This window comes from Timaviella obliquedivisa GSE-PSE-MK23-08B (assembly GCA_019358855.1).
Lineage (GTDB): Bacteria > Cyanobacteriota > Cyanobacteriia > Elainellales > Elainellaceae > Timaviella > Timaviella obliquedivisa.
Genome location: JAHHII010000003.1, coordinates 347,890 through 363,785, shown reverse-complemented (window position 1 = coordinate 363,785; position 15,896 = coordinate 347,890). Strand labels below are relative to the sequence as shown.

Here is a 15,896-nt window from a genome sequence, read left to right as displayed (position 1 = left end):
CAGAAAAATGAGGTAGCCAAGAAGGAGCTTGCCGAAACTTGATCCACTCGCGGCATCGTCAGCTATCTTTAAAGCACTTTGCGTTAAAGAAATTTGGGGTGATTGAGGAATGGCAAATTACTGGGCGATCGCAATTGGCATTAATCAGTATCAATCGTTCCAGCCGCTGATCTACGCCCAGAGGGACGCACAGTTGTTCCGCGACTTTTTGGTCACAGACGGTGGATTTGAAGCAGATCATTGCCTCTTAATGACCGATAGTGCTTTAACCCCTGACCATGTGGCATACCCCAGCCGAGGCAATATCCAAGCTCGGATTGTCCAAATTTGCCAGCAAATTCTGCGCCCCAGTGACTTGCTCTGGTGTTTCTTCAGCGGCTACGGTATGCGGTTTCAAGGCAGAGATTACTTGATGCCTGTGGATAGCGATCCGTTGCACGTAGAAACGACGGGCATTCCCATGGAATCAATTTATCGCCTGCTCCATGCCGCCCCAACCGACAACATTATTGTGGTGTTGGACATTAACCGTAGCCAAAGCGCCTTGACTGGCGAAGGTGTGGGGGCAGAAACCGCTGCTTTAGCCAAACAATATGGCATTGCCACCTTCTTATCATGCCTGCCCGAACAGTTTTCTCACGAAACCTTGGCGCTGCGGCAAGGTTTGTTTACCTCGGCCGTTGTAGAAGCCATTCGCTATCAAGGTTGTGTCACGTTGGAGCAGTTAGAGCAATACTTGGAAGATCGCCTTCCTCAACTCAGCGAACACCATTGGCGACCCCGTCAGGAGCCCCTGAGCATTATTCCTCCTGAAAAAGAGTACTTGCTGATTGTCCCCGAGCAAGCCGCAGTCACGCTAGGAACAGTCACGCCGCTCTTGGTTCCCAACTTTGTCAATTTAAGTGAACCTGCCCAGTTGCCGATTTTACCTCAAGGCAGTTCTATCGCCTTGCTGGAGCGATCGCCGCATCGTTTACCTGCTGCTGATCCCTTATCTTTTGAGGCGCTTGAGGAGCGATCGATTCCTCAGACTCCTGCTTCAACGGAGCCAGAAGTTTCTACCCGTGATCCTTTTATTCAGAAGCTTCTATCTTGGGGTGGCATGATTGCCTCAGTCTTATTGGTTGGTGTTCTACTGCGCAACTGCGGCATTCTAACTCAGCCGCCACCCTCTGTGCCCGTCGCGCCTAAGGCTCAAAGCGCTCTTCCTTCTGGCTTTTTAGACACCACAAATCTACCTGACATTAAAGCAGAGGCAGGTTCACCTCTGGCGGCAGTGGTGACGGCGATCGACGCGCAGCAGTTTGAAACGGCGAAGCAACAAATTGAGCTAATCCCGCCGGCACAGCGTCAGGGCAGCTACAACCAGGCTTTGGCGCAGATTCATCGAGGTTTGCTCAGCGAAGCTCGCAGTATGATTAATCGTGTGCGAGAGACTTCTCAACAAAACCAAGCTTCTGATTTTGTGGAAGGCATCAAGAAAGTTCGTCAAATCAAGGCGGGTCAGCCTTTTTACGAGGAAGCTCAGCAGGATATCGATCGCTGGAGCCGTGTCATTTTAGACATGGCACAGGGACGCGCCGGACGTAATCACGGTGACCTGTCAGTTCGAGCGAAAGCTGAAAATTTTAATGGGGCGATCGCGTCTGCCCGACTCATTCCTACCGATCGCCCTGAACTTCATGACCAGGCGCAGCAGGCAGTCGGGAGATGGGGTCAAGCGATTTTAGATATAGCTTTAGCAAGCGCCGCTGAAGGCAACTTAGATGAAGCGATCGCTGCTGCCGAGATGGTACCGCCTAATACGCCCGTTTACCCCGATGCGCAAGAAGCGATCGCGGGTTGGCGCAACCAGACGTTGCCGGATTTAGAACCCGCTCTAGCCCCAACCAATGACCTTGGATTAGTAGAACCTGTTCCCCTTGCGCCTGAGCCAGCCGACTTCTAAGTCATCTTATTTATAAAAGCTAAGCAGTGATCCCCAAAATTTTTGAGGTTGTGGGGATCAGTGTTTTTAGAATTCTTACTTTTCTAAGCGCACCACATACCACTGCAAATACTGCCCTGGCTCAACGTCCAGTTCGCAGGATGTTTCCATCAAATATTTTGCCTGCACCTCCAGGTCAGAGAACTTTTGCAAGTCCCTTGGCAAGTCATCTTGACGAGTTGCCAAAACTGCTTTCAGTCGTTCCAATAGCTCAGCAGGCGAAAGAAACTGTTCTGGCTGGTTCGGTTCCAGCAAAACATAAGCATCCTCAGAATACATGATGGAGTTAGGCATTACTCGTCCTCTGCAAACACAAAGCGGTAAAGCTCACTAGGATCAGGTTCGGGGCTGTCTAGAGCAAACTTGACTGCGTCCTCAATATCCTGCTGAATGCCGCGATCGATCGCCTTCAGTTCATCAGCATCAGCAAGGTGATGCTCCACCAGGTGAGCATTCAACTTTTTAATAGGATCACGAGCAAACCATACCTCCTTCTCTTCCTTCGATCGCATCTCATCCGGATCAGCCAACGAATGCCCCCGAAAGCGATAGGTCAGGCACTCAATGAGCGTGGGCCCTTCGCCTGCTCTGGCACGGGCTACAGCCTCCTGTGCCACTGTTCGCACTGCCAGCACATCCATCCCATCTACCTCTATCCCAGGCATCCCAAACACGCTAGCTTTCTTATAAATTTCAGGCTGCGAAGTTGCCCGTTCATGGGACATGCCGATCGCCCACTTATTATTTTCTACAACAAATAAAATTGGCAGTTTCCAGAGAGCCGCCATATTCAGGCATTCAAAAAACTGACCATTATTGGTTGTGCCGTCCCCAAAAAATGCCGCTGTGACATGATCCGAACTCTCATCACCTAACGCTTCCCGCCGATATTTTGACTGAAACGCTGCCCCCAGCGCCACCGGAATCCCCTCCCCAATGAAGGCGTAGCCCCCCAACAGACGATGTTCGACCGAAAATAAGTGCATCGAGCCACCCCGACCCTTACTACACCCAGTCGCCTTCCCAAAAAGTTCTGCCATCACATTTCCAGCCGGAACGCCTGCACTCAAGGCATGAACGTGATCTCGATAGGTGCTGCATACGTAGTCTTCACCAGGGCGCATCGCTTGAATAACGCCCGTCGAAACGGCTTCTTGACCATTGTAGAGATGGACAAACCCGAACATTTTGCCTCGATAATACATCTCAGCACACTTGTCTTCAAAAGTACGCCCCAAAACCATGTCTTTGTACAAGACCAGTCCTTCTTCTCGGGTAATGGCGTTGATGGAGGGCAAAACTGGGATTATCCGTTCCTGAATCATGGGTATTTAGTATCCTTGGGCTTCAAAACAATCAAGTATGAGGGAGAGATCGTAAACTTTCCTGAAGGCCTAATAAAGCAATTCAATCAGTCTGTCTTCTATGAGCATAGAGGTAGGCTAGCCAGGGTTCAAGTGAATGAGTTTCCGGGTGACCCCGTATAAAGAATGTAAGAGTAACAAATCAATACTCAGTATTGTCTTTTGCGCTACTTCTTGGCGCTCTTGAATGATGAGCCTAAGTCACTTTTAAGCGACTTCTTGAGGCGAGGAGTCAGGTGCATCGTCAATGACTCATCAATCTTGCTCCTAAAGATTGGCAATGTTCTAGAAGAGTCCCTGAAAATTAATTTAATTTTTTAAGAGAGGATGTTGTCGCATAGAATTTTATGATGTTAAAAGTAAACACCGCTGGAAAGAAACAGGCATTAGAATGGATCAAAAGTGACAATAGTAAAGGAATTTAATACCCTGTCAAACGTCCTTAAATATCTGCAAAGTCTTGAGATACTCTGTTAGTTAGCTACTGTTTCTGTTTAATCGCTCGCCTAGTTTGGCATAATTAGCCTAGTGAAATTGCATTTAGAGAGACTTTAAAGATCAGAAAAAAGCCAGCTTTAAGTCAGTCGGTACGTGTAAGTATGATTTCCTCCAGTTTTTTGTCTATGCTGAGTAGTCATGTCGAACTCTAGGGTTTCTCAGTTTTTTAAGATTGTCAACCACTACCGCCAAAGCTTGTTCGCGATAGTTGGAAAGGTTTAGTTTCTAATTTTTTATTGTTGCGGGGGATAGGGATTGTGCGAATTCCGCTAGACTACTACCGAATTCTTGGCTTACCAATTCAGGCGACGGCTGAACAGCTGCAGCAGGCTCACCGCGATCGCACGTTGCAGTTGCCTAGGCGTGAATTTTCTGAAACGGCGATCGCTGCTCGACGGGAACTGATTGACGAAGCCTTCGCGGTTTTATCTGACCCGACTCAGCGCCAAGCCTACGACGCAAACTTTCTAACTCGGTCTTACGATCTGCCTGATGAAACAAAGACAAATCTAGAAGACGGTCTAGAGAACGGCATAGCCTATACATCCACGTCTTTAGAGCCTGTCGATCTTTACACCTCCAGCATTGAAATTCAAGATCACCAGTGGGTAGGTGCTCTCCTGATTTTGCTGGAAATGGGAGAGTATGAGCTAGTCATTAAATTAGGACGACCCTATTTAGGAAATCACTCCTACGAGACAGGCAACTCTGAAATCATTGCTGCTGATATTACCCTGACCGTTGCCCTCGCCTGTTTGGAGCTAGGGCGAGAGCAATGGCAACAAGGACGGTACGAAAATGCCGCCGAGGCTCTAGCGACTGGCAAAGATGTTCTTCTACAAGCAGGACTATTTGCCAACATTCGCGGCGAAATGTACTCCGATTTATCAAAGTTGCGTCCTTACCGCATTTTAGAGCTAGTTGCCCTTCCCGAAGACCACAAGGCAGAACGTGAGCAGGGGTTAATGCTCCTCTCAGACATGTTAGAAGAACGGGAAGGAATGGACGGGACTGGGGATGACCAGTCTGGGCTGAGTATGGATGATTTTCTCCGATTCATTCAGCAGTTGCGGAGCTATCTCACCTCGGCAGAACAGCACGCCTTATTTGAAAAAGAATCCCGTCGTCCTTCAGCAGTCGCAACTTATTTGGCGGTTTACGCGCTGTTGGCACGTGGTTTTGCTCAACGTCAACCTGGATTGGTGCGTCGTGCTAAGCAAATGTTGACGCGGCTGGGTAGTCGTCAAGATGTGCATCTTGAGCAAGCCGTTTGTGCGCTGCTTTTAGGACAAACCGAAGAAGCGAGCCTTGCCCTAGATTTAAGTCAAGAAATTGAGTCGATCGCCTTTATTCGAGAGCATTCTCAAGGTTCGCCCGATCTGCTGCCGGGGCTATGTCTTTACAGCGAGCGCTGGCTACAAAATGAGGTCTTTCCCCACTTCCTCGATCTAGCCCAAAAACAAGCTTCCCTCAAAGAATATTTTGCTGATGAGGATGTGCAGGCTTATCTAGAAGAGCTACCGGGCGAACCGCAGCCTGCAATTCTGCCTGACTCAATTGCTGAAACAGCCCCCAGTCCTAGCATGATTCGGAGCCGCGAAACCGCCTATCGTTCCCCTCGATCGACTGTGACAGCCCTTTCTGAGCCTCGACTGAAGCCAACAGAGCAGGGACAAGAGTATGCAGGGCATCCTGCCAATAGTTCCCAGACTGCTTTGGTCGAGCCACCCCCATTAACCGACAACACAGATTTGGCGATCGCTTCATCCAGTACCAGTGAGCCATTCACTCGCTTAGAAAACAACGATGTTTCGTTACGAGCTAACGGGCGGGGCAACGATGACAATGGCTCACGACGCACTACCCCCGTGCCTCCTACTGATCGGGTGAGGCGTAATCCAAGCTCTCCACGGCTCGATCGCCTCCTGTTTTTGGCAGCCCTCAGTATGGTTGGGGTTTTGCTAGTGGCGTTTTTAACAAACTGGCTGCTGAATGGGCGATCGACTCAGCCAGCAGTGGCAGCCTCTAGTTCTACGGCTCCTCCTGTGATCCCTGAGTTAAAGAAGCTCCAACCTGTTCTTACCAACAGGGTGTCTCAGCCTGTTCCATCGGCTTCGGAGCCGTTGACTACTGGAAGCGCCTTGACCGTGATCAAGAATTGGCTAACGGTTAAAGCAGCCGCCATGGGCGAAACCCATGCCACCGATCAGTTGCCTAAGGCGCTGGTTGGTTCGGCACTGAGCCAATGGCAATCTTGGGCAGATCCAGAGAAGGTTGGCAATTCTTACCTAAAGTACGAGCATTCTGATGTCACCGTAGATTCGGTAGAACTCAGTCCCGATAACCCTGACCAGGCGATCGTTGAGGCAAAGGTCATTGAAGAGAAAGAGGTTTATGCAGATGGCAAGCTTGTGCCTACTGCCTCTAACCCTGCTAACTTGCAAATTCGCTACACTTTGGTTCGGCAGAACGGTCAATGGTTGATTCAAGCGATCGAACCCATGTAGGGTCAAAGCCTTAGTGGTGCCCTTACTCGTTAGGATGCTCACTCCCCTGGAAGGAATGAGGGCTGATCCCCGTCTTGCCCTTGTGCTAATAGCAGGAATGCCGACTGCCTTCGCAGGATTAATTTTATTTGGGCAGGGTATTCCGTAAACTAGTGAACCGATAGTGTTTTACTAGCTAAACCCCCTTACCAGGAGTACCGCCCCATGTGTGGAATTGTCGGCTACGTTGGCACCCAAGCAGCCAGCAAAATTTTGCTAGAGGGTTTACGAAAGCTAGAGTATCGGGGCTACGACTCTGCGGGCATTGCTACGTTGTTAGAGGGCGAGGTTCACTGCGTTCGAGCCAAAGGCAAACTGCAAAACTTAGAAGATAAAATGGCGGGCTGGGAAAATCCTGCCAGCATTGGAATTGGGCATACTCGCTGGGCAACCCATGGCAAACCCGAGGAATATAACGCCCATCCACATATGGATACTGCCCAACGAATTGCAGTAGTTTTAAATGGAATTATTGAAAATTACCGAGACTTGCGCGAAGCATTGAAAGTCAAAGGACATGAGTTTCGGTCGGATACTGATGCCGAGGTCATCCCCCATTTGATCGCGGAGTGCTTAAAGAATTTACCTGCTGATCAACCGCTGTCCTTTTTAGAGGCAACTCGGTTAGCGGTGAACGAGTTGAAGGGTGCGTTTGCGTTGGCAATGATCAATGCAGACTACCCTGATGAAATTATTGTGGTGCGGCAGCAGGCTCCGTTGGCGATCGGGTATGGAGAAGGCGAGTATTTTTGTGCATCCGATACACCTGCATTGGTGGCACACACCCGAACGGTGCTGACGTTGCAAAACGGCGAACTCGCCAGGCTGACTCCTGAAGGTGTGACCGTGTATAACTTTGGGGGCGATCGCCTCAAAAAAGCACCGCGCACCCTCAACTGGAATCCTATTCTGGTCGAAAAGCAGGGCTTCAAACACTTCATGCTGAAGGAAATCTTTGAGCAGCCCGGAGTCGTTCGCGCTTGCCTGGAAGCCTTTGCTAACCCTGATTGGACTGCTACCTCCACCGATGCCCCGATCAACCTCGACCTACCCGCCGAATTTTACGAAAACCTGGATCAAATTCAAATCGTGGCTTGCGGCACCAGTTGGCACGCCAGTCTGGTCGGTAAATATCTACTGGAGCAATTGGCAGAAATTCCGACCCAGGTGCAGTATGCCTCAGAGTTTAAATATGCGCCGCCGCCATTAACTGCTAACACGCTGATCATGGGTGTGACTCAATCGGGCGAAACGGCTGACACGTTGGCGGCGCTGGAAATGGAGAAAAAGCGGCGAATTGTTAAGGGCGATCGCTTCTTACCCAAGCTCCTGGGCATTACAAATCGCACTGATAGTACTTTAGGTAGTCTAGTTAACTATTTAATTGATACCCATGCAGGCATGGAAATTGGGGTAGCGGCGACCAAAACCTTTACCGCTCAGCTAATGGCGTTTTACTTCCTGGCGATCGATTTAGCCTATCGTCGCCAAACGATCGCGCTCGATCGCCTGGAAGAAATTTTGACTGGACTGCGCCAACTCCCGGCACAAATTGAATCGATTCTAGAAATTCAGGAACGCTACGTCGAACAACTGGCTCACCATTTTTCCGATACCCAAGACTTTATCTTTTTAGGGCGGGGTATTAATTTCCCGATCGCCTTAGAGGGCGCATTGAAGCTTAAGGAAATCAGCTACATTCATGCCGAGGGCTATCCGGCTGGTGAAATGAAGCACGGGCCGATCGCCCTGTTAGACGAAAAAGTGCCCGTAGTCGCGATCGCGATGCCTGGAACGGTTTACGAAAAATGTCTTTCCAATGCCCAAGAAGCCAAAGCCAGAGATGCCCGCTTAATTGGCGTGACCCCCATGGGCGACCCAGAAGCGATCGAGGTGTTTGATGATTTGCTGCCTGTGCCTGCGGTGGAAGAACTTCTGTCGCCTATTTTAACCGTCATTCCCTTACAGTTTTTGGCGTATCACATTGCGGCACGGCGCGGCTTGGATGTGGATCAGCCGAGGAATTTGGCAAAGAGTGTCACAGTGGAATAGGAACAAAGTATTTGGTTGTACCAATCACCGCCTGCTGTCAAGAGAAGTCATGCCGCAGAAGCTAGATCGGCAAGAGGTGCTAAAATCGGCGATCGCAGTCTGAATTAGGGTTTCAGACTGCGAGGCGCGATCGCCATTGGGTTAATGGAATACTATACTGCTTGAGCACTACCACTGCTAGCAGGTTGCTCTTCTGCTCCGGCTTTCAGTCGGCTTACCGTACTCCTGCGAATTCGCTCGCTCTTGCGCACACCGCCTGCCATTTCGTATTCGCGGCTGTTTTTCCCATATTTGAATGCGACCCCAATTAACATCTGGTCTGCTAGATCGCCCAGGTTTTTCTCCAATGCTTCAATTTCAGTTTTGGAGGAATCGATGATGGCAAGGGCAGTATTGTAAGAGTCGATTTTGGTGCGGAGTCGTTCGATCTGGGTGGTGAGATTAGTCATTGTCCGAGCATCGCCAAAATCGATGGTTGGATCAATGGCTTTCAATCCAGCAGAACGGAGTTCAGCTTTTTCGAGCATCCGAGAAGTACGTTTTTTGCGAGTCATAAATGCAGTCCTGCAATAAAGGTGAATAAGACCAGCATGGCTGGTGTATACCTGCTTCCGGTTCAGCGAACCGCACAGAAAAAACGTGGTTTCTCGATAAAGATCTTTAAGCAAGCTGACGATTGTGCTGAAGTAGGGTACGGATGGGATGACCTGTGTCATGGCAGGTTGAAGCAAGCTGTTTGACTGCGCTCTATCTGAGCTTTTTGGGGTGGCGATCGCACAAATCAACTTTACTGGGGCTTTACCGTTAGTAGCGATCGCTTCACGGTTGGTCACGATCGCTTTATTATTCCTGACGACTGTTTGTGTGAAAGCAACGACTGCTTGTATGCAAGTAACGATCGTTTTAGCGGTACTAATGTCACCAGATGCGGTGGCAATGACAACTTCTATGTTGGTAACGACGGTTTTGTCGGAAGTAACATCAGCTTTTTCAGTAATAACGATCAGGTTGTTTCAGTTCGGGTTGCTTGGATGGAAAGGCAAAACGGCTTTTTCTATCTGAGAGGTGGTCTGAGAAGTCTAGGTTGCTATCTCAATCCGCCCCCTAAATCCCCCATTTTGGGGGACTTTGAAGAAGGAGTGGCTCGGAAGTCTCCCAAAATGGGGGATTTAGGGGGCGAGTGTAAGAATCTTTGATACTTCTTCAGACATCCTCTGAGGCAATTGGCACTCGGTTTAGGTGCAAGCCATAATAGGCACAGTTACGAAAAAAAGATAACAGGTGAGTAGTCGTGGACATCTCAGAGCAATTTTCTGGCAGGTAAATTTGTCAAACTGCTCGGTAAGAGTAGACAATTCAGGCAGCCAATGAATTTGTAATTCGGTATGTCGAATTGTTCGGGACGAATTGAATCGACTGGAAGTACTTAGGGAGTTGCAATTCAATAACGCCCCGAACCGCCCCCTAAATCCCCCATTCTGGGGGACTTTGAAAGGTTCGGAAGTCCCTGCCCCAGAATGGGGGATTTAGAAGGCTGAAAAGTCAATGCATTTCACTGGTGTTTTATTTTCACGCAACTCCCTTAGTTTGCTTCGCATGGATCGGCTAACGAGCCGTCAAAGCCTTAGCACGGTGAATTACATTATCCCTCAAGCTACCTTACCTCTCAGGCTGAAAAATCTGTTGCATGATCTGTTCTTGCTGACGTTGCTGTTGCTCCATAAACTGCTGTTGTTGCTTTTGGAGCACGGTCTGGAGAGTTGTCTGGGCTAAAGCCAATTCAGGATTAATTGCCAACGCTGCCTCTAAGGTTTTCTTGGCTTCGTCGTATTGTTTGAGTTGCACCAATACGATTCCCGCTCCTGTCAAAGCATTCACGTTTTGGGAATCAATCTCAGTGACTTTACGATATGCATTTAACGCTTCGGGGTACCGCTTTAGGGCATAAAGTGCAACGCCTCGGTTATACCAGCCTTGCGTCGAATTAGGATTCAGTAGAACGGAGCGATCGGCTGAAACGATCGCTTCATCATAACGAGAAAGTGACCAAAGCGTAACGCTGCGATTTGCCCAAAATTCATCATTTTGTGGATCAATGCGAATGGCTTGATCGTATGCAGAAAGAGCCGATTCATACTGTGCTAAGGTTCGCAGTACGGCGGCTTGGTTTGCCCAGGCTTGAGCATAGGTGGGATCTAAAGAGACGGCTCGCTGAATAGAGGCGATCGCTTCTGGATACTGCTTCAAATACCAGAAGATTACGCCTCGATAATTCCAAGCTTCGGCGTAATCTTCTCGGATGCCTACCGCCCGATTTGCTGCCGCCATTGCATCTTCGTATTTACCTTGTCCCGTTAGGGCAATACTGCGCTGTGTCCAGCCTTCAGCGATGCCACTTTCTCTCCAGGTTCCATCTCCTTGTATCGCCAAGTCACAGGCAGCCGCAGCGGGTTCATACTGTCGTGTTTTGTTGAGCATTTTGCATTGACCGACTAGTGCCATCGTGTAATCTGCTTTGATTTGTACGGCACGATTGTAGGAGGTCAATGCCTCTTCATAGCGACGTAATTTTTCTAGTACATAGCCTTGTCCTGCCCAGGTAATTGCACTGTTCGGATCAATGGCGATCGCCTTGTCATAAGCTCCGATCGCCTCGGCATATTGCCCTAAGCGGGTCAGTAGTTTACCTTGAGTCAGCCAAGCAAATGCAGCCGACAAATCGCCCCAGTTGCCGTTTCCTTCTATGGCTTCAGTGCAGCTTGCCATGGCTAATTCATACTGCACCAGTTCGGTTAACGAAGCACAGCGATAGGCTAAAGTAATTGACTCTTTCGGCTCCATCAACAGCACGCGATCGTAGGCAATAACGGCTTGTTCATAGTTCTGTTTTTGGGCAAGAATAATGCCCCGATGAAGCCAAGCGATCGCGGGTGATTTCCGTCCCCAAGCGCCGTCAACACGGAGGGCTTCGGTGCAAATATCTAAAGCTTTATCATTGTCGTTTAATGCCTCGTATGCCATGCATTTGTACGTCAGAGCGAGGGAGTTTTTGGGATTAAATACCAGCGCTTGATCGGCAGAAGCGATCGCGTCAGGATACTTCTTCAGCTTGAGTAAAATCTCGCTGTGGTCTGCCCAAATTCCAGAATCTTCGGGTTCAATGGCGATCGCTTTTTTGCAAGCTTCCAATGCCTGATCATAAACGCCCGTATCGGTTTGCAAATGGCAAAGATTTGACCAGTAGCTAAAATCCTGCAAGGCATCAAATTCCTGAGGTTGCTTTGCTAATAGCACAGGCTGATTCGTCTCCGGCTGATTTATTCCTGGCTGATTTATTGCCATGGCGGGAACTTGTCCAAACAAATTCATTGCCGCGACCAACCCTAACCACTGAAGGCGTTCCATAGAAACCCTAGACCTTAAGACGATAGACTTCAAAATTTAGACTAGATAAACTCCAAAGTCTATCGGCTAAAAGTCCAACCCTTTACCCGTCATCATGTTTTACAAATCCTTGGCGATCGCTCTTCTTCTGTTGCCCCTTGCGCTTCCAGCACAGGCACTTAATCCTAACGACTTGGTGCAGCTTCAAGCCACCCGCCAATGTGCCCGCTGCAATTTGCGCGATGCCGATTTACAAGGAGCCTTTTTGCGGCAAGCGAATTTACAGAGAGCCGATTTGCGTGGAGCCAACTTGAACGGAGCCGATTTACGTGGCGCATACTTGCGCGATGCCGATTTACGGGGAGCAGACCTCCGTAATGCCAATGTAGAAGATGCCAACTTGCAGAGTGCTCAACTCGAAGGAGCGCGGCTCGATCATCTACAAACGAGCATTTTGACCGTATTGGAAGAACGCTGGTTATTAGTGCGTGATTTAGTGACCGATGGGGGTAGCGATCGCGATCTTCAGCAAGCCGATTTACGCGGTGCAAACTTAGAGGGCGCAGATTTACGGCGATCGAACCTGCAAGGGGCAAACCTGCAAGACGCTAACTTAGAAGGATCTTCTTTAAGCGGTACCAACTTCAATCAAACCAATTTGCAAGGTGCAAGTTTATTTATTGCCGATGTGCGCAATTCAACGCTAAATTCGGCAAATGTCGAGCGGGGCAGTTTACGCGCAGCAGACTTGCGCAACGCAGATTTAAGCCAAGCAAACTTAACCCGCACCGATCTTCATGCAGCTTATTTAGATGGCGCTAATTTAGCTAGTGCCAATCTGCGGCGGGCTGATCTTTCCGCAGCATATCTGTCGGGGGCAAACCTCAACGCTACTATTCTGCGGGGCGCTGATTTATTTGTAGCAGATTTGCACAGTGTGGATTTGGGCGGAAGCTCGCTGCGTGGAGCCAATGTGGAAGGAGCAAATCTGCAAGGAGTTAATCTCAAAGGAACAGATTTGCGTCGCCTTAATCTTAGCAACGCAAATCTATCGGGGAACGATCTGAGTAACGCTAATTTAAGCGGAATGAACTTGAGTGGTGCAAACTTAACTGGCGCAAACTTAGAAGGTGCAAACCTTACCAATACCAACTTAAGAGATGCAAACTTACAGCAAGCTAATCTACGAGAAACAACCTTGACTCGGGCAAATTTAAGGAGTGCAAACCTAAATCAAGCCGACCTGACCCATGCTAATTTAACGAATGCTAACCTGCGAGAAGCCAATCTAGAAGAGGCAAATTTAACCGATACTAATCTAACCTCAGTCACATTCAGAGATGCAGATTTGACTCGAACAAATTTTAGTAATGTACATTTAGACAGAACTAACTTTTGCGGTGCAATTATGCCTAATGGAGAGCCAAAGGTTTGCGCAACACTGACCTTACCCGCAGCAGTTCCTAGCCTTCCGGCTGAAATGCCGAAGCCGCCAGAGTAGCGAGAAAGCAACGATCGCCTTTTCTATCGTTCACTTCTTAGACGCAACATTTCTTCAATCCTTATTTCACAATCGGGAAACGCGAGTGGTGAAACAATAATTTCTTCCAACAAAATAGTTTCACTCTGATATCCGGCTGGGCTAGGCAATCGGAAAACGTGCAGTTTTCGGGCGATTACGTCCAGTATCCAATAATCGGAAAGACCAGACTTGGCGTAGGCGATCGCCTTGACTTCGCAGTCGTATTTAAGAGGATGTCTAAGAAGTATCAAAGATTCTTACACTCGCCCCCCAACCCCCCATTCTGGGGGACTTCCGCACCACTCCTCCTTCAAAGTCCCCCATTCTGGGGGATTTAGGGGGCGGATCGGATAACAATCTAGACTTCTCAGACATCCTCTAAGACTACTATCAGCAATTTCAATGATTAAAAATACTTCTGAAGCAGTTGGATGGTGATCTTCGTAGTCAAATGGATCTGGTTTAACGAGTGCAATATCGGGTTCTGGTTCAGAATAATTATCTAGCTCAATCGGGTCTTGTAGTCGCAAAAGAATGCGATCGCCCAATCGACTTTTCAGCAACCGATTAACGCGCGTAATTGCAGCACTATGCGCCGTTCCTTTTGCTGCTATTGGAATCACTTGTCCTGCAATAAATTCGACTCGCTCATCGGGGCGAAAAATTTCTGCTTCCGCCATTTTATAATAGTCATGAACTGAGAGGATGTCTGAGAAGTCTAGATTGCTATCTGATCCGTCCCCTAAATCCCCCATTCTGGGGGACTTTGAAGGAGCATTGGTTCGGAAGTCCCCCAGAATGGGGGGGTGGGGGGCGAGTGTAAGAATCTTTGATACTTCTTAGACATCCTCTGAGATTAAGCGGAACTTGACAGGCATCGTTAATTTCTCCACCTGTTCTGGATCATCTGATCAGTTTGCCGTCTCTATTCTAAACCGCTCGAAGCGCCTAAACCTCAACCGTACCTAATCCCCAATCGACGATCGCCACTTTAGGCGCATCATAATTATCAAACCAACTCGCAAACTTCCGCAGGTCAGACTTGTTGAGAATACCCACGCAGCCGACGGTTCCCGGATAGATGTAGGAATTATTATCAAGGTGGAACCCAATGGCGCTCCGTTCAGTTCGATAAGTTGGTTGCATCCCTACCCAAGCAGGGCCTACTCCATCATCCGAATCCGCCCAACTTTTAGACTCATCCCCCTTAATTCCACTTGCCCATTCTACGCTGCCCAATGTCCAATAGCCTTCGGGTAATGGTTCTGCCGAACCAGCTTTGCTGATTTCTGCGGTGCGGAAAGATTGCCTGCTGGGTTGTCCGGATACAGCGGCGATCGAGTCGATTAGTTTTCCATCCCTCATCAGAGAAACCTGAAGTTCGGCTAAACCATTTGAATTAGTGCGGTTGGTTTTTGTCACTTTGATAGCAGTGCTGTTTGAAGCAACTTCGGTCAGGTTAGTATTAACTTGGTAGCTCAAAGATTGGCTGTTATCACTGGCAACTTGCAGAAAATAGGTGCCACTGTTAAGGAATCGACGGATAGCTTTGTTGCTAGATAAAACTTCTCCCGCATCGATCGCCCCATTATTATTACTGTCTTGCACCGAACGAACGGTAGAGTTTCCTGCTAAACCTGTGACATCAGCCGAAAAAACACCCGATTTGCTCAAGCTAAAGCGGTAAGTATCCTCGCGATCGGCTCCCCCCACTAGATCGCTACGCGAGAAAGTTGCCGATACTAACTCAGCAGACAATAACGAGCCAGAACTGCCGCTGTTTGTGTTTCCCGTTGAGTTACCTGTCGAGCCGCCTGATGAAGTCCCTGGCAAGCCGCCTGAGCCATCTGCCGAAAGCTTTAACTCATAGCTTGTCCGCAAATTACCGAGCCGAGAAACCTGTACAAAATAGGTGCCTGCGTTCAATGCTTCGTTCATCAATTCATTAGTTGAATCATCACTAGTAGAGCGAGAAATCTCGTTTCCTCTCCTGTCTAATAGACTAAGATCTACGTCTCTTCGCAAGTTACTTAATGACAGATTAATGTTTCCCTTCTCAGATAAATTAAACCGATAAAGATCTTTATCTCGGCTGCTTACTCGCCCTTTATAGGAACGAGTTGCACCGCTTAAAATTCCAGTATCTAAAGCGTTTCTAATGTCATTCCCTGCATCAATCGATCGCCCTGATCCCTCAATGTCTAGCTGATAGCGGGTACCCTCTCCAGCAGCAGAGACTTGGACATAGTATTCGCCTTCACCTAATCGGCTTTTGATCGACTCACTGCGTTGATTAGTTTGAGTAGAACGCTTGATTTCTTTACCGCTCTCACTGAGTAACCGTAGATCGGCCTTACTACTCAAATTTCCCAGAGATAAGTTGATCGAACTGCTACGAGAAAGCTTAAACTTAAATAGTTCATGAGATCCATTATTAACTTCTCCTTGTTGGGAGTAAGTCGTATCTCCAGTCAAATTGCCAAGGTTGCGAGCTTGATTGAGCGTAGTCACGGCAACCCGATTGGAACTATTCAGCATAAAAA

Annotated in this window: 12 protein-coding genes; 5 read left to right on the top strand and 7 right to left on the bottom strand. The window is 48.6% G+C overall.

The features are described from left to right. The first annotated feature begins 109 nt into the window (after positions 1-109). Entirely contained in the window at positions 110-1,948 is a 1,839-nt protein-coding gene (locus KME11_07580) for a caspase family protein (GenBank protein MBW4515069.1), read from the top strand. Positions 1,949-2,023: 75 nt separating this feature from the next. Here the strand turns inward: KME11_07580 and KME11_07575 are convergent, their stop codons facing one another. Together KME11_07575 and pdhA are read right to left on the bottom strand one after the other, a co-directional pair. Further along, complete coding sequence (locus KME11_07575) at positions 2,024-2,281, bottom strand: chlororespiratory reduction protein 7 (protein ID MBW4515068.1); 258 nt, start codon at positions 2,279-2,281, stop codon at positions 2,024-2,026. Continuing rightward, complete coding sequence (gene pdhA / locus KME11_07570) at positions 2,281-3,312, bottom strand: pyruvate dehydrogenase (acetyl-transferring) E1 component subunit alpha (protein MBW4515067.1); 1,032 nt, start codon at positions 3,310-3,312, stop codon at positions 2,281-2,283. The genes KME11_07575 and pdhA overlap by 1 nt, the downstream gene beginning before the upstream one ends. A gap of 794 nt (positions 3,313-4,106) precedes the next feature. Between pdhA and KME11_07565 the strand changes: the two genes are divergently transcribed. Beyond that, positions 4,107-6,356: a DUF4101 domain-containing protein gene (locus KME11_07565; GenBank protein MBW4515066.1), complete on the top strand. Its 2,250-nt coding sequence runs from the start codon at positions 4,107-4,109 to the stop codon at positions 6,354-6,356. Positions 6,357-6,560: 204 nt separating this feature from the next. Beyond that, a complete protein-coding gene (gene glmS, locus KME11_07560; protein MBW4515065.1) occupies positions 6,561-8,447 on the top strand; it encodes a glutamine--fructose-6-phosphate transaminase (isomerizing) in 1,887 nt (628 codons plus the stop codon). 152 nt (positions 8,448-8,599) lie between these two features. On the opposite strand, the gene KME11_07555 is transcribed toward glmS, so the two are convergent. Beyond that, positions 8,600-9,001, bottom strand: a complete 402-nt coding sequence (locus KME11_07555; protein MBW4515064.1) for a hypothetical protein — start codon at positions 8,999-9,001, stop codon at positions 8,600-8,602. Between the two features lie 211 nt (positions 9,002-9,212). Between KME11_07555 and KME11_07550 the strand changes: the two genes are divergently transcribed. Then, positions 9,213-9,509: a hypothetical protein gene (locus KME11_07550; GenBank protein MBW4515063.1), complete on the top strand. Its 297-nt coding sequence runs from the start codon at positions 9,213-9,215 to the stop codon at positions 9,507-9,509. A 597-nt stretch (positions 9,510-10,106) separates the two neighbouring features. On the opposite strand, the gene KME11_07545 is transcribed toward KME11_07550, so the two are convergent. Beyond that, entirely contained in the window at positions 10,107-11,852 is a 1,746-nt protein-coding gene (locus tag KME11_07545; GenBank protein MBW4515062.1) for a tetratricopeptide repeat protein, read from the bottom strand. Between the two features lie 94 nt (positions 11,853-11,946). Between KME11_07545 and KME11_07540 the strand changes: the two genes are divergently transcribed. After that, complete coding sequence (locus KME11_07540; GenBank protein ID MBW4515061.1) at positions 11,947-13,332, top strand: pentapeptide repeat-containing protein; 1,386 nt, start codon at positions 11,947-11,949, stop codon at positions 13,330-13,332. Positions 13,333-13,355: 23 nt separating this feature from the next. Here the strand turns inward: KME11_07540 and KME11_07535 are convergent, their stop codons facing one another. From KME11_07535 to KME11_07525, 3 genes are all read right to left on the bottom strand, one after another. Next, positions 13,356-13,604, bottom strand: coding sequence for a Uma2 family endonuclease (locus tag KME11_07535; GenBank protein MBW4515060.1), 249 nt, complete (start codon positions 13,602-13,604; stop codon positions 13,356-13,358). Positions 13,605-13,610: 6 nt separating this feature from the next. Continuing rightward, complete coding sequence (locus KME11_07530; protein ID MBW4515059.1) at positions 13,611-14,108, bottom strand: Uma2 family endonuclease; 498 nt, start codon at positions 14,106-14,108, stop codon at positions 13,611-13,613. 193 nt (positions 14,109-14,301) lie between these two features. Continuing rightward, the gene (locus tag KME11_07525) at positions 14,302-15,891 is read right to left on the bottom strand and encodes a PPC domain-containing protein (protein ID MBW4515058.1); all 1,590 of its coding nucleotides are present in this window, start codon (positions 15,889-15,891) and stop codon (positions 14,302-14,304) included. Positions 15,892-15,896: the final 5 nt, after the last annotated feature.